We start from the raw sequence: 22,379 nt of genomic DNA on the forward strand, positions 1-22,379 counted from the left end.
TTAATGAGTTTTCTAGTTTTAAAGAAACTAGGTTAATAAGGTTAAGTTAATAAGGGCGCACGGTGGATGCCTTGGCACTAGAAGCCGAAGAAGGACGTGACTAACGACGAAATGCTTTGGGGAGCTGTAAGTAAGCGCTGATCCAGAGATGTCCGAATGGGGGAACCCACTAGTTAATGACTAGTATCCATATCTGTTAAGGATATGAGAAGGAAGACGCAGTGAACTGAAACATCTAAGTAGCTGCAGGAAGAGAAAGCAAAAGCGATTGCCTTAGTAGCGGCGAGCGAAACGGCAGGAGGGCAAACCGAAGTGTTTACACTTCGGGGTTGTAGGACTGCGATATAGGATTAATCATTATAGAAGAATTACCTGGGAAGGTAAGCCAAAGAGAGTAACAGCCTCGTATTTAAAATGATAGATTAACCTTAGCAGTATCCTGAGTACGGCGAGACACGCGAAATCTCGTCGGAATCTGGGAGGACCATCTCCCAACCCTAAATACTCTCTAGTGACCGATAGTGAACCAGTACCGTGAGGGAAAGGTGAAAAGCACCCCGGGAGGGGAGTGAAATAGAACCTGAAACCGTGTGCCTACAACAAGTTCGAGCCCGTTAATGGGTGAGAGCGTGCCTTTTGTAGAATGAACCGGCGAGTTACGATATGATGCGAGGTTAAGTTGAAGAGACGGAGCCGTAGGGAAACCGAGTCTTAATAGGGCGTCATAGTATCATGTTGTAGACCCGAAACCATGTGACCTACCCATGAGCAGGTTGAAGGTGAGGTAAAACTCACTGGAGGACCGAACCAGGGCACGTTGAAAAGTGCTTGGATGACTTGTGGGTAGCGGAGAAATTCCAAACGAACTTGGAGATAGCTGGTTCTCTCCGAAATAGCTTTAGGGCTAGCGTCGATGTTAAGTCTCTTGGAGGTAGAGCACTGTTTGGGTGAGGGGTCCATCCCGGATTACCAATCTCAGATAAACTCCGAATGCCAACGAGATATAATCGGCAGTCAGACTGCGAGTGCTAAGATCCGTAGTCGAAAGGGAAACAGCCCAGACCACCAGCTAAGGTCCCAAAATATATGTTAAGTGGAAAAGGATGTGGGGTTGCACAGACAACTAGGATGTTAGCTTAGAAGCAGCTATTCATTCAAAGAGTGCGTAATAGCTCACTAGTCGAGTGACCCTGCGCCGAAAATGTACCGGGGCTAAAACATATTACCGAAGCTGTGGATGACACAAAAGTGTCATGGTAGGAGAGCGTTCTATGTGTGAAGAAGGTGTACCGTGAGGAGCGCTGGAACGCATAGAAGTGAGAATGCCGGTATGAGTAGCGCAAGACAGGTGAGAATCCTGTCCACCGTAAGACTAAGGTTTCCAGGGGAAGGCTCGTCCGCCCTGGGTTAGTCGGGACCTAAGGAGAGACCGAAAGGTGTATCCGATGGACAACAGGTTGATATTCCTGTACTAGAGTATATAGTGATGGAGGGACGCAGTAGGCTAACTAAACCAGACGATTGGAAGTGTCTGGTCAAACAGTGAGGTGTGATATGAGTCAAATGCTTATATCTTTAACATTGAGCTGTGACGAGGAGCGAAGTTTAGTAGCGAAGTTAGTGATGTCACACTGCCAAGAAAAGCTTCTAGCGATACATATACTCTACCCGTACCGCAAACCGACACAGGTAGTCGAGGCGAGTAGCCTCAGGTGAGCGAGAGAACTCTCGTTAAGGAACTCGGCAAAATGGCCCCGTAACTTCGGGAGAAGGGGCGCTGATTTTAGATCAGCCGCAGTGAATAGGCCCAAGCAACTGTTTATCAAAAACACAGCTCTCTGCTAAATCGTAAGATGATGTATAGGGGGTGACGCCTGCCCGGTGCTGGAAGGTTAAGAGGAGTGCTTAGCGTAAGCGAAGGTATGAATTGAAGCCCCAGTAAACGGCGGCCGTAACTATAACGGTCCTAAGGTAGCGAAATTCCTTGTCGGGTAAGTTCCGACCCGCACGAAAGGCGTAATGATTTGGGCACTGTCTCAACGAGAGACTCGGTGAAATTTTAGTACCTGTGAAGATGCAGGTTACCCGCGACAGGACGGAAAGACCCCATGGAGCTTTACTGCAGTTTGATATTGAGTATCTGTACCACATGTACAGGATAGGTAGGAGCCTATGATAACGGGACGCCAGTTTCGTTTGAGGCGTTGTTGGGATACTACCCTTGTGTTATGGCTACTCTAACCCAGATAGGCAATCCCTATCGGAGACAGTGTCTGACGGGCAGTTTGACTGGGGCGGTCGCCTCCTAAAAGGTAACGGAGGCGCCCAAAGGTTCCCTCAGACTGGTTGGAAATCAGTCGTAGAGTGTAAAGGTATAAGGGAGCTTGACTGCGAGAGCTACAACTCGAGCAGGGACGAAAGTCGGGCTTAGTGATCCGGTGGTTCCGTATGGAAGGGCCATCGCTCAACGGATAAAAGCTACCCTGGGGATAACAGGCTTATCTCCCCCAAGAGTTCACATCGACGGGGAGGTTTGGCACCTCGATGTCGGCTCGTCGCATCCTGGGGCTGTAGTCGGTCCCAAGGGTTGGGCTGTTCGCCCATTAAAGCGGCACGCGAGCTGGGTTCAGAACGTCGTGAGACAGTTCGGTCCCTATCCGTCGCGGGCGTAGGAAATTTGAGAGGATCTGCTCCTAGTACGAGAGGACCAGAGTGGACTTACCGCTGGTGTACCAGTTGTCTTGCCAAAGGCATCGCTGGGTAGCTATGTAGGGAAGGGATAAGCGCTGAAAGCATCTAAGTGCGAAGCCCACCTCAAGATGAGATTTCCCATGATTTTATATCAGTAAGAGCCCTGAGAGATGATCAGGTAGATAGGTTAGGAGTGTAATTGTGGTGACACATTTAGCGGACTAATACTAATAGCTCGAGGACTTATCCAAAAAGAGATATTGACAACGTTACGGTTTCTTGTTAGACTATAGATATTCAATTTTGAGTGAATAAGACTCAATAGTTAAGTGATAATTGCCTAGGAGATACACCTGTTCTCATGCCGAACACAGAAGTTAAGCCCTAGAACGCCGGAAGTAGTTGGGGGTTGCCCCCTGTGAGATAAGGTAGTCGCTTAGCAAAGGGAGTTTAGCTCAGCTGGGAGAGCATCTGCCTTACAAGCAGAGGGTCAGCGGTTCGATCCCGTTAACTCCCATAGGTCCCGTAGTGTAGCGGTTATCACGTCGCCCTGTCACGGCGAAGATCGCGGGTTCGATTCCCGTCGGGACCGTAGACTCGTTAGCTCAGTTGGTAGAGCAATTGACTTTTAATCAATGGGTCACTGGTTCGAGCCCAGTACGGGTCATTTAGAAATGCGGGTGTGGCGGAATTGGCAGACGCACCAGATTTAGGATCTGGCGCTTAACGGCGTGGGGGTTCAAGTCCCTTCACCCGCATTAGTAGATTGCCGGCTTAGCTCAGTTGGTAGAGCATCTGATTTGTAATCAGAGGGTCGCGTGTTCAAGTCATGTAGCCGGCATTACAATTTTATAGGATAAATAGTGTCTTTAGTGCGAACGTAGTTCAGTGGTAGAACATCACCTTGCCAAGGTGAGGGTCGCGGGTTCGAACCCCGTCGTTCGCTTGTTAGAGGCCGGGGTGGCGGAACTGGCAGACGCACAGGACTTAAAATCCTGCGATGGTAAACATCGTACCGGTTCGATTCCGGTCCTCGGCATATAATATTTAGCACCCTTAGCTCAACTGGATAGAGTACCTGACTACGAATCAGGCGGTTAGAGGTTCGACTCCTCTAGGGTGCATATTTTTCGGGAAGTAGCTCAGCTTGGTAGAGTACTTGGTTTGGGACCAAGGTGTCGCAGGTTCGAATCCTGTCTTCCCGATGGATATATTTTTATGGCGGTGTAGCTCAGCTGGCTAGAGCGTCCGGTTCATACCCGGGAGGTCGGGGGTTCGATCCCCTCCGCCGCTATTTATTTTATTGAGACTTTGGACCTTTAGCTCAACTGGTTAGAGCACTCGGCTCATAACCGAGCGGTCGTAGGTTCGAGTCCTACAAGGTCCATATTTTTTGTTATATGGAGGATTACCCAAGTCCGGCTGAAGGGAACGGTCTTGAAAACCGTCAGGCGTGTAAAAGCGTGCGTGGGTTCGAATCCCACATCCTCCTTTAAAGATATCGCGGGATGGAGCAGCTAGGTAGCTCGTCGGGCTCATAACCCGAAGGTCGTAGGTTCAAATCCTGCTCCCGCAATAGGCTCGGTAGCTCAGTTGGTAGAGCAATGGATTGAAGCTCCATGTGTCGGCGGTTCGATTCCGTCTCGCGCCATTTATTATATAAGTTTTTAGCGGGTGTAGTTTAGTGGTAAAACTACAGCCTTCCAAGCTGTTGTCGCGAGTTCGATTCTCGTCACCCGCTTACTTTACATAAAAGTAAAACCAAGCATTTGCTTGGGCGCGTAGCTCAGGTGGTTAGAGCGCACGCCTGATAAGCGTGAGGTCGGTGGTTCGAGTCCACTCGTGCCCATTAATATTAATTTGGAGAATTACTCAAGAGGCTGAAGAGGACGGTTTGCTAAATCGTTAGGTCGGGTAACTGGCGCAAGGGTTCGAATCCCTTATTCTCCGTAAATATTATAATTTTAAGAGTAATTATACTCTTTTTTTATTTCTCTTTTAGTTTCACTATGGAGTAATTATATTGATAGAGTGAATAGAAGAAGGTTATCGTTTTCTAGATTTGATTATGGTTCATTTAGAAATAGTTGATTTCAAATATAAATGTAACAATGACGTAATATAATTTCGTGAATTTTTTGGTAAAATATTTAATGTCTTATCGTAAAGGAGTAGTTTAGTAAAAATGAAAAAAAGAATATTATCAGCAGTCCTTGTGAGTGGAGTAACTCTTGGAACTGCTGCCGTAACAGTAAACGCTGATGACTTTGACTCGAAAATTGCTGCTACTGATTCAGTAATCAATACTTTATCAGGGCAACAAGCAGCAGCACAAAACCAGGTGACTGCTATTAAAGGACAAGTTGGTGCTTTAGAGTCTCAACAATCAGAATTAGAAGCGCAAAATGCTCAACTTGAGGCTGTATCTCAGCAGTTAGGTCAAGAGATTCAAACTCTTTCTAATAAAATTGTTGCACGTAACGAATCTTTGAAAAAGCAAGTTCGTAGTGCTCAAAAGGGTAACTTGACTAACTATATTAATACTATTTTAAATTCGAAATCAGTATCTGATGCTGTTAATCGTGTTGTTGCTATTCGTGAGGTTGTTTCAGCTAATGAAAAGATGTTAGCACAACAAGAAGCTGACAAAGCGGCCTTAGAAGCTAAACAAATTGAAAATCAAAATGCTATAAATACTGTAGCAGCTAACAAGCAAGCTATCGAAAATAATAAAGCAGCCTTAGCAACACAAAGAGCACAATTAGAAGCAGCTCAATTAGAGTTATCTGCTCAATTGACTACAGTCCAAAATAAAAAAGCATCTTTAATTCAGGCAAAAGCACAAGCTGAGGAAGCTGCGCGTAAGGCAGCTGAAGCACAAGCAGCAGCTGAAGCGAAAGCACAAGCTGAAGCAAAAGCACAAGCTGAGTCTGTAGCAAAAGCACAGGCAGCAGCACAAGTTGAGTCTGCCACAGCTCCTACTGAAACAGTTCAAACACAACCGAGAACTGAAATAAAGCCTTCTAATCTTACGGCTACTTCTTCGGCAACTACTGTTGCTAAAACTACAGCTACTAATGAGCCAAAAGTTGCTCAACCTTCTGTAGTAACTAAAGCAGTTGAAGCACCTAAAGCAGTTGTTTCTTCAACACCTAGAGCAGTATCAAAACCTGTTGTCAGAAGTTATGATTCAAGTAACACATACCCAATGGGACAATGTACTTGGGGAGCTAAGTCAATGGCTTCTTGGGTTGGTAACTATTGGGGAAATGCTAATCAGTGGGGTGCTAGTGCACGTGCAGCTGGTTATTCTGTAGGAACTACCCCTCGTGTTGGTGCAGTAGCTGTTTGGCCATATGATGGTGGTGGTTACGGGCACGTTGCAGTAGTAACGTCGGTCGCTAACAATTCATCTATCCAAGTTATGGAATCAAACTATGCTGGAAATATGAGCATTGGCAATTACCGTGGTTCATTTAACCCTAGTGCCTCTGGCTCTGTTTACTATATTTACCCAAATTAATGAATACTAAGGAGATCTTTCGTGGTCTCCTTTTTGTTTATTAATTAGGTATGGTTTATTTTGGATTGAAAAATTGTGTAAAAAGCGTTAAAATGGTATAGGACTAAAGTTTTGGAGGAAATCATGTCTTATTCTAATTTAAAATTGTTTGCACTGTCATCAAACAAAGAACTAGCGAAAAAAGTGTCTCAGACGATTGGGATTCCGCTAGGTCAATCGACAGTTCGCCAATTTTCTGATGGTGAGATTCAAGTTAATATTGAAGAGTCTATTCGTGGCCATCATGTTTTTATTTTACAATCAACAAGCTCACCAGTTAATGATAATTTGATGGAAATTTTAATTATGGTTGACGCTTTAAAGCGTGCTAGTGCGGAGTCTGTTAGTGTGGTAATGCCTTACTATGGGTATGCTCGTCAAGATCGCAAGGCACGTTCTCGTGAACCTATTACTTCGAAACTCGTTGCGAACATGCTAGAAGTTGCTGGTGTTGATCGTCTTTTAACAGTTGATTTACATGCAGCTCAAATTCAGGGATTCTTTGATATTCCCGTTGATCACCTTATGGGGGCTCCCCTTATTGCAGATTACTTTGATCGTCAGGGATTAGTTGGTGATGATGTTGTTGTCGTTAGTCCTGATCATGGTGGTGTAACACGTGCACGTAAGCTGGCACAGTGTTTAAAGACACCGATTGCTATCATTGATAAGCGCCGTAGTGTTACTAAAATGAATACATCTGAAGTAATGAATATTATTGGTAATATCAAAGGTAAAAAATGTATTTTAATTGATGATATGATTGATACTGCAGGTACTATTTGCCATGCTGCAGACGCTTTAGCTGAAGCAGGGGCAACAGCGGTTTATGCTTCGTGTACTCACCCTGTTTTATCAGGGCCGGCTTTGGATAATATTCAAAATTCAGCTATTGAAAAATTAATTGTGTTAGATACGATTTACCTCCCTGAAGAACGTTTGATTGATAAGATTGAACAAATTTCAATTGCGGAATTGATTGGTGAAGCTATTATTCGTATTCACGAGAAACGTCCTTTATCACCATTATTTGAAATGAATAAACTAAAATGACAAAAAACCTGTTATTAACAGGTTTTTTATCATTTAATGACGGAAAACTGGACACAAATTATTTTTCTTGTATAATTAAATATATTATTTCTTATCAGGAGGTTATGATGACATTAGAGAAACGATTTAATAAGTACTTAGATAGAATAGAGGTCTCCTTAATTCGTCAGTTTGATCAATCTATTTCAGATATACCTGGAATGGTAAAATTAACTCTTGGAGAACCAGATTTTACCACTCCTGATCATGTTAAAGAAGCAGCTAAATCAGCTATTGATGCGAATCAATCGTATTACACTGGTATGAGCGGTTTATTAGCTCTAAGGCAAGCTGCTGCAGATTTTGCAAAGGATAAATATAATCTTACTTATAATCCTGATAGTGAGATCTTGGTTACGATAGGTGCCACAGAAGCTCTGTCTGCATCTCTTATAGCTATTTTAGAAGCTGGTGATGTTGTTCTATTACCTGCCCCCGCTTATCCAGGCTATGAGCCAATAGTTAACCTTGTAGGAGCTGATATCGTAGAAATTGATACTAGAGAAAATGACTTTAGACTAACCCCTGAAATGTTAGAAACGGCTATTATCCAACAAGGTGAAAAATTAAAGGCTGTTTTACTTAATTATCCTACTAATCCTACAGGTATTACCTATTCAAGGCAAGAAATTGCTGCATTAGCTGAAGTCCTTAAAAAATATGATATTTTTGTTATTAGTGATGAAGTTTACTCTGAGTTAACTTACACTGGTCAGCAGCATGTTTCAATTGCAGAATATTTACCTAACCAAACTATCTTAATTAATGGCTTATCAAAATCACATGCTATGACTGGTTGGAGAGTTGGATTGGTGTATGCTCCTGAAGCATTTACTGCCCAAATCATTAAAAGTCATCAATACATGGTGACAGCTGCTAGTACTATTTCGCAATTTGCTGGGGTAGAAGCCTTATCTGTGGGTAAAAATGATACGTTACCTATGCGTCAAGGATATATTAAACGTAGAGATTATATCATTGATAAAATGTCTAAACTTGGTTTCAAAATAATTAAACCGAGTGGCGCTTTTTATATCTTTGCTAAAATACCTGATAGTTATCCACAGGATTCTTTCAAGTTTTGTCAGGATTTTGCTTATCAACAAGCTGTAGCTATTATTCCAGGGGTGGCTTTTGGTAAATATGGTGAAGGATATATACGTCTTTCTTATGCTGCTAGTATGGAAGTTATTGAAACAGCAATGGCTAGATTGAAAGTTTTTATGGAATCATATGAGGGTTAGTCAAACATACGGTCTCGTTTTGTATAATCGTAATTATCGTGAAGATGATAAATTAGTTAAAATCTTTACGGAGACTGAGGGGAAAAGGATGTTTTTTGTAAAGCATGCTTCAAAGTCAAAATTCAATGCTGTGCTCCAACCTTTGACTATTGCTCATTTTATTTTAAAAATTAATGATAATGGTCTTTCTTATATTGATGATTATAAAGAAGTTTTAGCATTTCAAGAAATTAATTCAGACTTGTTTAAGTTGTCATATGCGAGTTATATTACTTCTTTGGCTGATGTGGCTATTAGTGATAATGTAGCGGATGCTCAATTATTTATTTTCCTAAAGAAAACGTTAGAATTGATTGAGGACGGTTTAGATTATGAGATTCTAACGAATATTTTTGAAGTACAACTACTAGAGAGGTTCGGTGTTGCTTTAAATTTTCATGATTGTGTTTTTTGTCATAGGGCAGGATTACCTTTTGATTTTTCACACAAATATTCTGGATTATTATGTCCAAACCATTATTATAAAGACGAGAGAAGAAACCACCTAGATCCTAATATGCTGTACTTAATCAATCGTTTTCAGTCAATTCAATTTGATGATTTACAAACAATTTCTGTGAAACCTGAGATGAAACTTAAAATTCGTCAATTTTTGGACATGATTTACGATGAATATGTAGGGATTCATCTTAAAAGTAAAAAATTTATTGATGATTTGTCTAGTTGGGGAAGTATTATGAAATCAGATTAAGTTGTAAAGAGGAACATGACATTAGTGTCATGTTCTTTTTTTTAATATTAGGATAAACTAATATGGAATTAATTTTTAGGATATTTGAGATGAAAAAAACATTATACATTACCAATAAACTCTTTTTTGCTAACTGGTTTGTGCCAGTTATTGGTGCAGTTCTAATTCAAGTTATCGGCATCATTGTAAGTAGACGCCTTGTAGTAAAATTGCTACCTGATGATTATAAATTCAATTTATACATTGCGCTTTTACTATTTGTTCCTATTTTGGCAAGTATTTTACTATTTTTAATCTATTTCCAAAAAAGGGATTTTACTTCCTTGGGATTTACTAAAGATAATAATGTTTTAACAACGATCTCAGGATTTATTACTGGTAGTTTACTGATGTTTTTTATTTATATTTGCCACTGGTTATCAGGTTTTGTGGAAATTTCTTCCAGCAATTCCTTTTCTTTTGGACCTTTTTTCTTTTTATTTCTTGCATACTTTATCCAAAGCTTGACAGAGGAAATTTTATTTAGAGGATATGTTATGACAACAGTTACCAAATTTAAAGGTAGTTTTGCAGGTGTTTTATGCAATTCTATGTTATTTTCTTTTATCCACTTTAGAAACTATGGTATCACAGCAATAGCACTTTTTAATTTATTTTTACTTGGTATTATTTTTTCTATTCTTTTTAATATGACCAAAAATATTCTTTTTGTTACAGGAGTTCATACTACATGGAATTTTACTATGGGATGTGTATTAGGTAATAAGGTTAGTGGGGGGTATTCTCCTGTTTCTCTTTTTAGAATTACTGAAAATTCTAGCTTTGCTCTTTGGAATGGTGGGGATTTTGGTTTTGAAGGGGGAGTACTATGTTCTTTGATATTAGTAGGTTGTTTAGCATACTTTTCTTTGGAAAGAGTGAGAGTATCTGTTAGATATTAGCTATTATTGCCTTCTTGTGAAAAAAATAAAGAAACGTGCTATAATATAGCCACTAAGTTTTTATGAGGAGTTCATTCATGAAGAAAATTGCTGTAGATGCTATGGGTGGAGATTACGCTCCCAAAGCTATTGTAGAGGGTGTTAATCAAGCTATTTCAGATTTTAGTGATATTGAAGTACAACTCTATGGCGATCAGAAAAAAATTGAGAAATATTTAACAGTAACGGAGCGAGTTAGTATTATTCATACTGAAGAAAAAATTAATTCTGATGATGAGCCTGCTAAAGCTGTTCGTCGTAAAAAACAGTCTTCGATGGTCTTAGGAGCTAAGGCAGTCAAAGATGGTGTTGCACAGGCCTTTATTTCTGCAGGGAATACAGGAGCTTTATTAGCTGCTGGTTTGTTTGTAGTAGGACGTATAAAAGGTGTTGATCGACCAGGCTTAATGTCAACTATGCCTACGTTAGATGGTATGGGTTTTGATATGCTTGATTTAGGAGCTAATGCAGAAAACACAGCTTCTCATCTTCATCAATATGCTATTTTAGGGTCGTTTTATGCAAAAAATGTCCGTGGTATTGAAGTTCCTCGTGTAGGTCTCTTAAATAACGGAACGGAAGAAACAAAAGGCGATTCTCTTCATAAAGAAGCCTATGAACTGTTAGCAGCAGAGCCTTCTATTAATTTTATTGGAAATATTGAAGCACGTGATTTGATGTCAAGTGTAGCAGATGTTGTTGTCACTGATGGTTTTACTGGAAATGCTGTTCTAAAGACAATGGAAGGTACAGCTATGAGTATTATGGGAAGCCTAAAATCTTCAATTAAATCAGGTGGCGTGAAAGCTAAATTAGGAGCACTTCTATTAAAAGATAGCCTATATCAGCTAAAAGATAGTATGGACTATTCAAGCGCGGGTGGTGCGGTTCTTTTTGGTTTAAAAGCTCCAATAGTAAAATGCCATGGATCAAGTGATTCTAAAGCTGTTTATTCTACTTTGAAGCAAGTTCGTACAATGTTGGAAACTCAAGTAGTTGATCAATTAGTTGATGCCTTTACAGATGAATAGGAGTGAACTCATGTCAAGAGATGAAGTTTTTGAAAAGATGCTGGAATTATTAAGGCAGCAACTTGGTGACCCACAGTTAGATATCACACCAGAGTCATCGTTACATGATGATTTAGCAATTGACTCTATCGCTTTAACAGAGTTTATTATCAATTTGGAAGATGTGTTTCATCTAGAGATTCCAGATGAGGCTGTCGAACACATGTCAAGCGTCCAACAACTATTAGATTATATCATTGAACATAAGTAATAATAAAAAGGAAGAAAATACGAACGTTTCTTCTTTTTTTTGATTTTAAATAAAGTTTTTGTTGTATTAGATAATGTTGTGTGTTAGAATAACTCTTAAAATAAGAGAAAGGCGAATAATCAAGTGAATAACCAGCTTATTTATACAGGAAAAGCGAAAGATATTTATAGTACAAAAGATGAAAATGTGATTAGAACGGTCTATAAAGACCAAGCTACTATGTTGAATGGAGCTCGTAAGGAGACTATTGATGGCAAGGGAGCACTAAATAATCAGATTTCATCTCTTATTTTTGAGAAATTAAATATGGCTGGTGTGGTGACACATTATATTGAGCAAATTTCAAAAAACGAACAATTGAATAAAAAAGTTGATATTATTCCACTTGAGGTGGTGTTACGGAATGTGACAGCAGGCTCATTTTCAAAACGTTTTGGAGTGGAAGAAGGACTCGTTCTTGAAACTCCAATCGTGGAATTTTACTACAAAAATGATGATCTGAATGATCCTTTTATCAATGATGAGCATGTGAAGTTTTTGGGTATTGTTAATGATGAGGAGATTGCTTATCTGAAAGGAGAGACTCGCCGTATTAATGAACTCTTGAAAGATTGGTTTGCTCAGATTGGGCTTAACTTGATTGACTTCAAGTTGGAGTTCGGATTTGACAAGGATGGCAAAATCATCTTGGCTGATGAGTTCTCACCTGACAACTGCCGTCTCTGGGATGCTGATGGTAATCATATGGACAAGGATGTTTTTCGTAGAGATCTTGGTAGCTTGACCGATGTCTATCAAGTTGTACTTGAGAAGTTGATAGCATTGTAATTAGAAGAGGAAGGAATTGAATCCGTTCGGGAAACTCAGAAAAAAGGTTGGGCTTACTGAAATCTCAATTTCAGACATCCTCCTATTTTCCAGTCGCTCCCTTGTCGGACTTGGTATCTTATATGAATAAACGTATTTTTGTTGAGAAAAAGGCTGACTTTGGCATTAAATCGGCTAGTCTTGTGAAAGAGTTGACGCATAATCTACAACTGACTTCTTTGAAGGATTTGCGTATTGTGCAGGTCTATGATGTCTTCAATTTGGCTGAGGATTTGCTGGCGCGTGCTGAGAAGCATATTTTCTCTGAGCAGGTGACAGACTGTCTTTTGACGGAAACTGAAATCACTGCGGAGCTTGATAAGGTTGCCTTCTTTGCCATTGAGGCGCTTCCTGGTCAATTTGACCAACGTGCTGCTAGTTCGCAAGAAGCTTTGCTATTGCTTGGAAGTGACAGTCAGGTTAAGGTCAATACAGCCCAGCTTTACTTGGTCAATAAGGATATTGCAGAAGCAGAGCTTGAAGCCGTTAAGAACTATCTTTTGAATCCTGTTGATTCACGTTTCAAGGATATTACCTTGCCACTTGAAGTGCAGGCTTTATCTGTGTCTGATAAGATGATCCCTAATCTTGATTTCTTCGAAACTTATAAAGCTGAGGATTTTGCGGCCTATAAGGCAGAGCAGGGCTTGGCTATGGAGGTCGATGATCTTCTCTTCATCCAAGATTATTTCAAATCAATCGGGCGTGTGCCAACTGAGACTGAGTTGAAAGTTTTGGATACTTACTGGTCAGATCACTGCCGTCACACAACCTTTGAAACTGAGTTGAAAAACATCGACTTTTCAGCTTCTAAATTCCAAAAACAATTGCAGGCGACTTATGACAAATATATCGCCATGCGTGATGAACTTGGTCGTTCTGAAAAGCCGCAGACACTTATGGATATGGCGACTATCTTTGGTCGTTATGAACGTGCCAATGGACGACTGGATGATATGGAAGTCTCAGATGAAATCAATGCCTGCTCAGTTGAAATTGAAGTAGATGTTGATGGTGTAGAAGAGCCTTGGCTCCTCATGTTTAAGAATGAGACTCACAATCACCCAACAGAAATTGAGCCATTTGGTGGCGCAGCAACTTGTATCGGTGGTGCCATTCGTGACCCGTTGTCAGGACGTTCATACGTTTATCAGGCTATGCGTATTTCAGGCGCAGGCGATATTACGACTCCGATTGCGGAAACACGTGCTGGTAAATTGCCGCAACAGGTTATTTCTAAAACTGCGGCGCACGGCTATTCTTCATATGGTAACCAGATTGGGCTTGCGACAACTTATGTGCGTGAGTACTTTCACCCTGGCTTTGTAGCCAAACGCATGGAGCTTGGAGCTGTGGTTGGTGCTGCACCTAAGGAAAATGTGGTTCGTGAAAAACCAGAAGCAGGCGATGTGGTCATCTTGCTCGGTGGTAAAACAGGTCGTGACGGTGTCGGCGGTGCGACAGGTTCATCTAAGGTTCAAACGGTTGAATCTGTGGAAACAGCTGGCGCAGAGGTACAAAAAGGGAATGCCATCGAAGAACGTAAGATTCAACGCCTTTTCCGTGATGGTAATGTCACTCGCCTAATCAAGAAATCAAATGACTTCGGTGCAGGTGGTGTCTGTGTTGCCATCGGTGAATTAGCTGATGGTCTTGAAATCGATTTGGACAAGGTGCCACTTAAATACCAAGGTCTTAATGGTACTGAAATTGCAATCTCAGAATCACAAGAGCGTATGTCAGTCGTTGTTCGTCCTAGTGATGTGGATGCCTTCATCGCAGCCTGCAACAAGGAAAATATCGATGCCGTTGTGGTTGCGACTGTTACTGCAAAACCAAACCTTGTCATGACTTGGAATGATGAAACAATTGTTGATTTGGAACGCCGTTTCCTTGATACCAACGGTGTCCGTGTCGTTGTTGATGCTAAAGTCGTTGACAAGGACTTGACAGTTCCAGAAGCGCGCACAACATCAGCAGAGACACTTGAAGCAGATACGCTTAAGGTCTTGTCTGACCTCAATCACGCTAGTCAAAAAGGTCTTCAAACTATCTTTGACTCATCTGTTGGTCGTTCAACCGTTAACCACCCAATCGGTGGTCGTTACCAAATCACACCAACAGAAAGTTCTATTCAAAAATTGCCAGTTCAACATGGTGTGACAAGAACAGCCTCTGTTATGGCTCAAGGTTACAATCCTTATATTGCAGAGTGGTCACCTTATCACGGTGCTGCCTATGCTGTTATTGAAGCGACAGCTCGCTTGGTAGCAACGGGTGCTGCCTGGTCTCGTGCACGTTTCTCTTACCAAGAGTATTTCGAGCGTATGGATAAACAGGCAGAGCGTTTTGGTCAGCCAGTATCAGCTCTTCTTGGTTCTATTGAGGCTCAGATTCAATTTGGTTTGCCATCAATCGGCGGTAAGGACTCTATGTCTGGTACTTTCGAAGAATTGACAGTACCGCCAACCTTGGTAGCTTTTGGTGTGACAACAGCGGACAGCCGCAAGGTTCTCTCTCCTGAGTTTAAAGCGGCTGGTGAGAATATCTACTACATTCCAGGTCAAGCTATTTCAGAAGATATTGATTTTGACCTTATCAAGGCTAACTTTAGCCAGTTTGAGGCTATTCAAGCTCAACATAAGATTACCGCTGCTTCAGCCGTTAAATACGGTGGTGCCCTAGAGAGTCTTGCTCTCATGACTTTTGGTAACCGTATAGGTGCTTCTGTTGAAATTGCAGAGCTTGACAGCAGCTTGACAGCTCAACTCGGAGGCTTTGTCTTTACATCAGCTGAGGAAATCGCTGGCGCTGTGAAAATCGGTCAAACTCTGGCAGACTTTACAGTCACTGTCAATGGAAATGACCTTGCTGGCGCTAGCCTTCTAGCAGCCTTCGAAGGTAAATTGGAAGAGGTTTATCCAACAGAATTCGAACAGACAGACGCTCTTGAAGAAGTTCCTGCTGTGGTATCAGATACTGTTATCAAGGCTAAGGAAACAATTGAAAAACCAGTGGTTTACATTCCAGTCTTCCCTGGTACCAACTCAGAATATGATTCAGCTAAGGCCTTTGAGCAGGTTGGAGCTAGCGTCAACTTGGTACCATTTGTAACCTTGAATGAGGCTGCTATTACTGACTCAGTTGACACTATGGTTGCTAATATTGCTAAGGCAAATATCATCTTCTTTGCTGGAGGGTTCTCGGCAGCGGATGAACCAGATGGGTCTGCTAAGTTTATCGTCAATATCTTGCTTAACGAGAAGGTCCGCGCAGCTATTGACAGCTTCATCGAAAATGGTGGTCTTATCATTGGTATCTGTAATGGTTTCCAAGCCCTTGTTAAATCAGGTCTTCTTCCATACGGAAACTTCGAGGAAGCTGGTGAGACAAGTCCAACCCTCTTCTATAACGATGCCAACCAGCACGTTGCCAAGATGGTTGAGACTCGTATCGCAAATACCAACTCACCTTGGTTGGCAGGAGTTGAGGTCGGCGATATTCATGCCATTCCAGTTTCACACGGTGAAGGTAAATTTGTTGTCAGCGTTTCTGAATTTGCAGAGCTAAGAGACAATGGTCAAATCTGGAGCCAATATGTGGACTTTGACGGACAACCATCGATGGATTCTAAATACAATCCAAACGGCTCTGTCAATGCCATCGAAGGGATTACCAGTAAGAATGGTCAAATCATCGGTAAGATGGGGCACTCAGAACGCTGGGAAGACGGCCTCTTCCAAAATATCCCTGGTAACAAAGACCAAAAACTCTTTGAAAGTGCTGTAAAATACTTTACAGGGAAGTGAGAGTGGGACAAGTTGTATGATTGAAAGGAATAAAAACTGTTGAAAAAATTAGATATTAAATATGCTAAGGTAGGGAATAATCTTGAATGTTCTATTGATTCCTTAAATAAGGAGGAAATGATTGAGATTGTAAATTTTGTTAAGCAGTTACCTAAAATCAAAGTAGAAGAATTGTTTGAGGAAAAAGAACATAATCCAAATTTAGGAGTTGTTAAATATATTGATTCTGTACTAGTTGATGAAATAGAAAGACAGAGTGTTACTTTTAAATGGTATGTAGGCACACGTAATTTAACGATACAAGGTAAGTCACAGCGATTATTTGATAAAGGTATACAGTTTCTGCATGAGAATTACACATTGATAGAGTAAGTAATTTTAAGCTATCAATTTGCCTGAAGAAAAACTCTGGTTACAGCGATAAATATCGAGTTAGCCAAAAGAACGATAATGATAAGTTACTTATCCCGTTCTTAGTGACCGATAAAGAAGTTTTTGCAAAAATAATTTAGGAAAAAATAATGATATACGAAGTAAAATCTCTCAACGAAGAATGTGGAGTATTTGGTATCTGGGGGCATCCTCAGGCAGCTCAAGTCACTTACTTTGGGCTTCATAGCCTTCAACATCGCGGTCAAGAAGGTGCTGGTATTGTTTCGAATGATAATGGGAAACTCTATGGTTATCGAAATGTTGGGCTCCTTTCTGAAGTTTTTAAGAATCAATTTGAATTAGATAATTTAACTGGGAATGCGGCTATTGGACATGTTCGGTATGCTACTGCAGGTTCTGCAGATATTCGCAATATTCAGCCTTTTCTTTATAAATTTCATGACGGGCAATTTGCTTTATGCCATAATGGTAATTTGACAAATGCTATTTCTTTAAGGAAAGAATTAGAAAAGCAAGGTGCAATTTTCAATGCCTCCTCAGATACTGAAATTTTGATGCACTTGATTCGTCGAAGCCATAACCCAAGTTTTATGGGGAAGGTAAAAGAAGCTTTAAGCACTGTAAAGGGAGGCTTCGCCTATCTACTGATGACAGAAGATAAATTAATTGCTGCTCTTGACCCTAATGCCTTTCGTCCTTTGTCAATTGGACAAATGCAAAATGGTGCTTGGGTTATTTCCAGTGAGACCTGTGCTTTTGAGGTGGTAGGCGCAAAATGGGTTAGAGATGTTGAACCTGGCGAAGTTATCCTTATAGACGATAGTGGTATTCAATGTGATCGTTATACTGATGAAACGCAACTGGCAATTTGTTCGATGGAATATGTCTATTTTGCAAGGCCGGATTCAACTATACATGGTGTTAATGTTCATACGGCTCGAAAAAATATGGGAAAGCGTCTTGCACAAGAATTTAAACAGGATGCTGATATTGTAATTGGTGTCCCAAATTCGTCCTTATCGGCTGCTATGGGCTTTGCTGAAGAATCCGGACTACCAAATGAGATGGGTCTTGTAAAAAATCAGTATACGCAGCGAACCTTTATTCAACCGACACAAGAATTAAGGGAACAAGGTGTTCGAATGAAACTATCAGCGGTATCTGGTGTTGTCAAAGGAAAGCGCGTTGTTATGATTGATGATTCAATTGTAAGAGGAACGACTTCTAGAAGGATTGTCGGATTATTAAGAGAAGCAGGAGCTAGTGAAGTACATGTTGCTATAGCTAGTCCAGAATTAAAGTACCCTTGTTTTTATGGTATTGATATTCAAACAAGACGAGAATTAATTTCAGCAAATCACGCTGTTGACGAAGTGTGTGATATTATTGGCGCAGATAGTCTGACCTATCTCTCACTAGATGGGTTGATTGAATCAATTGGACTCGAAACAAAAGCACCAAATGGTGGTTTATGCGTAGCTTACTTTGATGGACATTATCCAACACCGCTTTATGATTATGAAGAAGAATACCTCAGAAGTTTAGAAGAAAAAACAAGTTTTTATATTCAAAAAGTGAAATAAGCTCTGCTAATTATATAAGGAGAAAACATGTCTGAAAAAAATGCTTATGCAAAATCTGGTGTTGATGTTGAAGCTGGTTATGAAGTGGTTGAAAGAATAAAAAAACACGTTGCTCGTACAGAACGTGCGGGAGTCATGGGAGCTCTAGGTGGCTTTGGTGGGATGTTTGACTTGAGTAAAACAGGAGTTAGAGAGCCTGTTTTGGTCTCAGGGACAGACGGTGTTGGCACAAAATCCATGCTTGCGATTAAATATCAACAGCATGACACCATTGGCCAAGACTGTGTTGCCATGTGTGTCAACGATATTATTGCAGCAGGTGCTGAACCCCTTTACTTCCTTGACTATGTAGCGACTGGTAAAAACGAACCTGCCAAATTGGAACAGGTTGTCGCTGGCGTTGCAGAAGGTTGTGTTCAAGCAGGAGCAGCACTCATTGGAGGTGAGACCGCTGAAATGCCTGGGATGTATGGCGAAGATGATTATGACCTTGCTGGCTTTGCTGTTGGTGTGGCTGAAAAATCTCAAATCATCGACGGTTCAAAAGTAAAAGAAGGAGATATTCTTCTTGGACTGGCTTCAAGTGGTATCCACTCAAATGGTTATTCATTGGTGCGTCGTGTCTTTGCTGACTACACTGGTGATGAGGTGCTTCCAGAGCTTGAAGGCAAACAACTCAAGGATGTTCTTCTTGAGCCAACTCGTATCTATGTTAAAGCAGCTCTGCCATTGATCAAGGAAGAACTGATCAACGGTATCGCCCACATCACAGGTGGTGGTTTTATCGAGAATGTTCCTCGTATGTTTGCGGATGATTTGGCTGCGGAAATCGATGAGGATAAGGTGCCAGTACTTCCGATTTTCAAGGCGCTTGAAAAATACGGTGACATCAAGCACGAAGAAATGTTTGAAATCTTCAATATGGGTGTCGGTCTTATGCTAGCTGTTAGTCCTGAAAATGTTAACCGCGTCAAAGAGCTCTTGGACGAACCAGTTTATGAAATTGGTCGTATCATCAAGAAGGCTGATGCTAGTGTGGTGATTAAATAAGTCACTAAATTTTATAGGAAAGGAGTGTTTAGTTAGTTTGCCTAACTGAACACGGGATTAAATTTCTAGGAAAAAAGATAAAACGACTTAGACGCAAGCGTCGTTGTTCGTTTTCCTATTTTTCTACGAAATTTTTCGGCAAGCCGAATCATCCCTTTGTATCGAATATGAAAATCGCTGTTTTTGCTTCTGCTAATGGTTCCAACTTTCAGGTCATAGCAGAGCAGTTTCCAGTTAGTTTTGTCTTTTCAGATCATCGTGATGCCTATGTTTTAGAGCGTGCTCAGAACTTAGCCATTCCAAGCTTCGCTTTTGAACTCAAAGAGTTTGAGAATAAGGCGGCTTACGAGCAAGCCGTCGTTGATTTGTTGGACAAACACGAGATTGACTTGGTCTGTCTGGCGGGCTACATGAAGATTGTCGGAGAAACCTTGCTCTCAGCCTATGAAGGGCGTATCATCAATATTCACCCAACCTATCTGCCTGAATTTCCAGGTGCTCACGGTATCAAGGATGCTTGGGAGGCAGGTGTTGACCAGTCTGGTGTGACCATCCATTGGGTGGACTCTGGTGTGGATACCGGTCAGGTCATCCAACAAGTGCGCGTGCCACGCCTAGCAGATGATAGTCTAGAAAGCTTTGAAACCCGCATCCACGAAACCGAATACCAACTCTACCCAGCTGTCTTAGATAGCTTGGGCATAAAGAGAAAATAGTAAAATTTGTTATAATAAGCTAATGAAACTAGTGAAAAATTTAGAGATAGTAGAGTCTATTTTTGGTGATTGGGACGAGACCATAATCTGGTCGTGTGTCCAAGGTATTATGGGAGAAGTTTTTGTAGATAGTTTAGACCAACCAAAATCTTCTTTGGCAAAATTGGGAAGGAAATCATCTTTTGGTTTTCTAGCAGGTCAGCCTACTTTATTTCTACTAGAATTTTGCTCTGGGGAGGATATTATCCTTGTTCCTCAGCATAAAGGATGGTCCGATTTGATTGAATCAACTTATGGTCAGAATGCTCATTCTTTTAAGCGTTATGCGACGAAAAAAGATACTTTGTTTGAGCGAAGTAGGTTAGAGAAGTTTGTTACTCAGTTGCCAAATGGTTTTGAATTATGTGCTATTGATGAGAAAGTTTACAACTCTTGCTTAGAAAAGGAATGGTCACAGGATTTAGTAGCAAATTACGCTACTTATCAGTACTATAAAAAACAAGGTATAGGTTATGTTATATATTATCAGGGGAATATCATTGCAGGAGCTTCATCTTATTCAACCTATAAAAATGGGATCGAGATAGAAGTAGATACGCATCCAGATTTTCGTCGGCGTGGTTTAGCAACAATAGTTGCAGCTCAGTTGATACTAACTTGTTTAGATAAGGGAATTTATCCTAGCTGGGATGCTCATACAAGGACTTCATTGAATTTAGCTGAAAAACTCGGTTATGAATTTTCTCATGAATACATAGCCTATGAAATAGATTGAAGTAAGAAAAGGAGAACTCATGACTAAACGTGCTTTAATCTCAGTTTCTGATAAGTCAGGAATTGTTGACTTTGCAAAAGAATTAAAAAACTTGGGTTGGGATATTATCTCAACTGGTGGGACTAAGGTTTCCCTTGATGATGCTGGTGTTGAGACCATTGCCATCGACGATGTGACTGGATTCCCAGAAATGATGGACGGTCGTGTTAAGACCCTCCACCCAAACATTCACGGTGGGCTTCTGGCTCGTCGTGATGCTGACAGCCACCTTCAGGCTGCTAAGGACAACAATATTGAGTTGATTGACCTCGTGGTTGTCAACCTCTATCCCTTCAAGGAGACCATCCTTCGCCCAGACGTGACCTACGATTTGGCGGTGGAAAATATCGACATCGGCGGTCCATCAATGCTTCGCTCAGCTGCTAAAAACCACGCTAGCGTAACCGTTGTGGTTGACCCAGCGGACTATGCGACTGTTTTGGGAGAATTGGCTGACGCTGGTCAGACGACATTTGAAACTCGTCAACGCTTGGCAGCTAAGGTCTTCCGTCATACGGCAGCCTACGACGCTTTGATTGCTGAGTACTTCACAGCTCAAGTGGGAGAGGCTAAGCCTGAAAAATTGACCATCACTTACGACCTTAAACAGGCTATGCGTTACGGAGAAAATCCACAACAAGACGCTGATTTCTACCAAAAAGCCTTGCCAACAGACTACTCAATCGCTTCAGCTAAACAGCTCAATGGAAAAGAATTGTCCTTCAATAATATCCGTGATGCTGATGCAGCAATCCGTATTATCCGCGATTTCAAAGACAGTCCAACGGTTGTTGCCCTCAAACACATGAACCCATGTGGTATCGGACAGGCTGATGATATTGAGACAGCTTGGGATTACGCTTATGAAGCTGACCCAGTTTCAATCTTTGGTGGAATTGTTGTCCTTAACCGTGAAGTTGACGCAGCGACAGCTGGGAAGATGCACCCTATCTTCTTGGAAATCATCATCGCACCATCATACTCAGAAGAAGCGCTAGCTATTCTCACAAATAAAAAGAAAAACTTGCGTATCCTTGAGTTGCCGTTTGATGCCCAAGCTGCCAGCGAAGTGGAAGCTGAGTACACTGGCGTAGTTGGTGGACTTTTGGTGCAAAACCAAGACGTTGTGGCTGAAAATCCATCTGACTGGCAAGTGGTGACAGACCGCCAGCCAACAGAAGAAGAGGCGACTGCCCTTGAGTTTGCCTGGAAGGCTATCAAGTATGTTAAATCTAACGGGATTATTATTACTAACGATCACATGACGCTTGGACTCGGTGCAGGTCAAACCAACCGTGTCGGCTCAGTTAAGATTGCTATCGAGCAGGCTAAGGACCACCTTGACGGTGCCGTTCTAGCATCAGATGCCTTCTTCCCATTTGCGGACAACATTGAAGAAATCGCTGCCGCAGGGATCAAAGCAATCATCCAACCAGGTGGTTCAGTTCGTGACCAAGAATCTATTGACGCCGCAAACAAACATGGCTTGACCATGATCTTCACAGGCGTGAGACATTTTAGACATTAAAAAATAGTAGTTTAGGTT

Annotated in this window: 15 protein-coding genes, 17 tRNA genes and 2 rRNA genes; all 34 read left to right on the forward strand. The window is 41.3% G+C overall.

The genetic code is table 11. From position 1 onward, the window contains the following. The first annotated feature begins 39 nt into the window (after positions 1–39). The 34 genes from QOR44_RS00155 (at position 40) to purH (ending at position 22,361) form a co-directional block, all read left to right on the forward strand. Positions 40–2,942: ribosomal RNA gene (locus QOR44_RS00155) — 23S ribosomal RNA — on the forward strand. 74 nt (positions 2,943–3,016) lie between these two features. Next, positions 3,017–3,132 (forward strand): 5S ribosomal RNA (gene rrf / locus QOR44_RS00160). A gap of 3 nt (positions 3,133–3,135) precedes the next feature. Beyond that, positions 3,136–3,208 (forward strand) — tRNA-Val (locus QOR44_RS00165). 2 nt (positions 3,209–3,210) lie between these two features. Continuing rightward, positions 3,211–3,283, forward strand: a tRNA-Asp gene (locus QOR44_RS00170). Between the two features lie 2 nt (positions 3,284–3,285). Further along, positions 3,286–3,358 (forward strand) — tRNA-Lys (locus tag QOR44_RS00175). 9 nt (positions 3,359–3,367) lie between these two features. Further along, a tRNA-Leu gene (locus tag QOR44_RS00180) sits at positions 3,368–3,449 on the forward strand. 10 nt (positions 3,450–3,459) lie between these two features. After that, positions 3,460–3,532 (forward strand) — tRNA-Thr (locus QOR44_RS00185). A gap of 33 nt (positions 3,533–3,565) precedes the next feature. Then, positions 3,566–3,637: transfer RNA gene (locus tag QOR44_RS00190), tRNA-Gly, on the forward strand. 8 nt (positions 3,638–3,645) lie between these two features. After that, positions 3,646–3,730 (forward strand) — tRNA-Leu (locus tag QOR44_RS00195). Positions 3,731–3,741: 11 nt separating this feature from the next. Then, positions 3,742–3,815, forward strand: a tRNA-Arg gene (locus tag QOR44_RS00200). Positions 3,816–3,822: 7 nt separating this feature from the next. Next, positions 3,823–3,896 (forward strand) — tRNA-Pro (locus QOR44_RS00205). A 15-nt stretch (positions 3,897–3,911) separates the two neighbouring features. Continuing rightward, positions 3,912–3,985 (forward strand) — tRNA-Met (locus tag QOR44_RS00210). A 19-nt stretch (positions 3,986–4,004) separates the two neighbouring features. Beyond that, positions 4,005–4,078: transfer RNA gene (locus tag QOR44_RS00215), tRNA-Ile, on the forward strand. Positions 4,079–4,093: 15 nt separating this feature from the next. Continuing rightward, positions 4,094–4,183: transfer RNA gene (locus QOR44_RS00220), tRNA-Ser, on the forward strand. 10 nt (positions 4,184–4,193) lie between these two features. After that, positions 4,194–4,267 (forward strand) — tRNA-Met (locus QOR44_RS00225). 2 nt (positions 4,268–4,269) lie between these two features. Beyond that, a tRNA-Phe gene (locus QOR44_RS00230) sits at positions 4,270–4,342 on the forward strand. 19 nt (positions 4,343–4,361) lie between these two features. Further along, positions 4,362–4,432 (forward strand) — tRNA-Gly (locus QOR44_RS00235). A gap of 34 nt (positions 4,433–4,466) precedes the next feature. Then, positions 4,467–4,540, forward strand: a tRNA-Ile gene (locus QOR44_RS00240). A gap of 13 nt (positions 4,541–4,553) precedes the next feature. Next, a tRNA-Ser gene (locus QOR44_RS00245) sits at positions 4,554–4,641 on the forward strand. Between the two features lie 235 nt (positions 4,642–4,876). Then, positions 4,877–6,214, forward strand: a complete 1,338-nt coding sequence (locus QOR44_RS00250) for a CHAP domain-containing protein (RefSeq protein ID WP_000746089.1) — start codon at positions 4,877–4,879, stop codon at positions 6,212–6,214. 123 nt (positions 6,215–6,337) lie between these two features. After that, entirely contained in the window at positions 6,338–7,306 is a 969-nt protein-coding gene (locus tag QOR44_RS00255; RefSeq protein ID WP_000122450.1) for a ribose-phosphate diphosphokinase, read from the forward strand. 107 nt (positions 7,307–7,413) lie between these two features. Further along, entirely contained in the window at positions 7,414–8,589 is a 1,176-nt protein-coding gene (locus tag QOR44_RS00260) for a pyridoxal phosphate-dependent aminotransferase (protein ID WP_000171460.1), read from the forward strand. Beyond that, positions 8,579–9,340, forward strand: coding sequence for a DNA repair protein RecO (gene recO, locus QOR44_RS00265; protein WP_001266269.1), 762 nt, complete (start codon positions 8,579–8,581; stop codon positions 9,338–9,340). The genes QOR44_RS00260 and recO overlap by 11 nt, the downstream gene beginning before the upstream one ends. Before the next feature lie 62 nt (positions 9,341–9,402). Further along, complete coding sequence (locus tag QOR44_RS00270) at positions 9,403–10,281, forward strand: CPBP family intramembrane glutamic endopeptidase (RefSeq protein WP_000420130.1); 879 nt, start codon at positions 9,403–9,405, stop codon at positions 10,279–10,281. A gap of 77 nt (positions 10,282–10,358) precedes the next feature. After that, positions 10,359–11,351 (forward strand): phosphate acyltransferase PlsX, encoded by a 993-nt coding sequence (plsX, locus tag QOR44_RS00275; protein ID WP_000717409.1) that lies wholly within the window; start codon positions 10,359–10,361, stop codon positions 11,349–11,351. 10 nt (positions 11,352–11,361) lie between these two features. Beyond that, complete coding sequence (locus tag QOR44_RS00280) at positions 11,362–11,601, forward strand: phosphopantetheine-binding protein (protein ID WP_000085641.1); 240 nt, start codon at positions 11,362–11,364, stop codon at positions 11,599–11,601. A gap of 123 nt (positions 11,602–11,724) precedes the next feature. Beyond that, positions 11,725–12,429 (forward strand): phosphoribosylaminoimidazolesuccinocarboxamide synthase, encoded by a 705-nt coding sequence (gene purC, locus QOR44_RS00285; RefSeq protein WP_001064658.1) that lies wholly within the window; start codon positions 11,725–11,727, stop codon positions 12,427–12,429. A gap of 122 nt (positions 12,430–12,551) precedes the next feature. Continuing rightward, positions 12,552–16,277, forward strand: a complete 3,726-nt coding sequence (locus QOR44_RS00290) for a phosphoribosylformylglycinamidine synthase (protein ID WP_017648270.1) — start codon at positions 12,552–12,554, stop codon at positions 16,275–16,277. Positions 16,278–16,316: 39 nt separating this feature from the next. Further along, on the forward strand, positions 16,317–16,649 hold the full coding sequence (locus QOR44_RS00295; protein ID WP_000732139.1) for a type II toxin-antitoxin system RnlA family toxin: 333 nt from the start codon (positions 16,317–16,319) through the stop codon (positions 16,647–16,649). Between the two features lie 149 nt (positions 16,650–16,798). Beyond that, positions 16,799–18,253: an amidophosphoribosyltransferase gene (gene purF, locus QOR44_RS00300; RefSeq protein WP_000638885.1), complete on the forward strand. Its 1,455-nt coding sequence runs from the start codon at positions 16,799–16,801 to the stop codon at positions 18,251–18,253. Between the two features lie 27 nt (positions 18,254–18,280). Further along, positions 18,281–19,303 (forward strand): phosphoribosylformylglycinamidine cyclo-ligase, encoded by a 1,023-nt coding sequence (gene purM, locus QOR44_RS00305; protein ID WP_283572654.1) that lies wholly within the window; start codon positions 18,281–18,283, stop codon positions 19,301–19,303. A 167-nt stretch (positions 19,304–19,470) separates the two neighbouring features. Further along, entirely contained in the window at positions 19,471–20,019 is a 549-nt protein-coding gene (gene purN, locus QOR44_RS00310; protein ID WP_000685110.1) for a phosphoribosylglycinamide formyltransferase, read from the forward strand. A 22-nt stretch (positions 20,020–20,041) separates the two neighbouring features. Continuing rightward, positions 20,042–20,794 (forward strand): GNAT family N-acetyltransferase, encoded by a 753-nt coding sequence (locus QOR44_RS00315; RefSeq protein ID WP_000780018.1) that lies wholly within the window; start codon positions 20,042–20,044, stop codon positions 20,792–20,794. Between the two features lie 19 nt (positions 20,795–20,813). Further along, the gene (gene purH, locus QOR44_RS00320; RefSeq protein WP_000166556.1) at positions 20,814–22,361 is read left to right on the forward strand and encodes a bifunctional phosphoribosylaminoimidazolecarboxamide formyltransferase/IMP cyclohydrolase; all 1,548 of its coding nucleotides are present in this window, start codon (positions 20,814–20,816) and stop codon (positions 22,359–22,361) included. The last annotated feature ends 18 nt before the right edge of the window (positions 22,362–22,379 follow it).

The sequence above is a fragment of the Streptococcus agalactiae genome, assembly GCF_949788565.1.
GTDB classification, from domain to species: Bacteria; Bacillota; Bacilli; order Lactobacillales; family Streptococcaceae; genus Streptococcus; species Streptococcus agalactiae.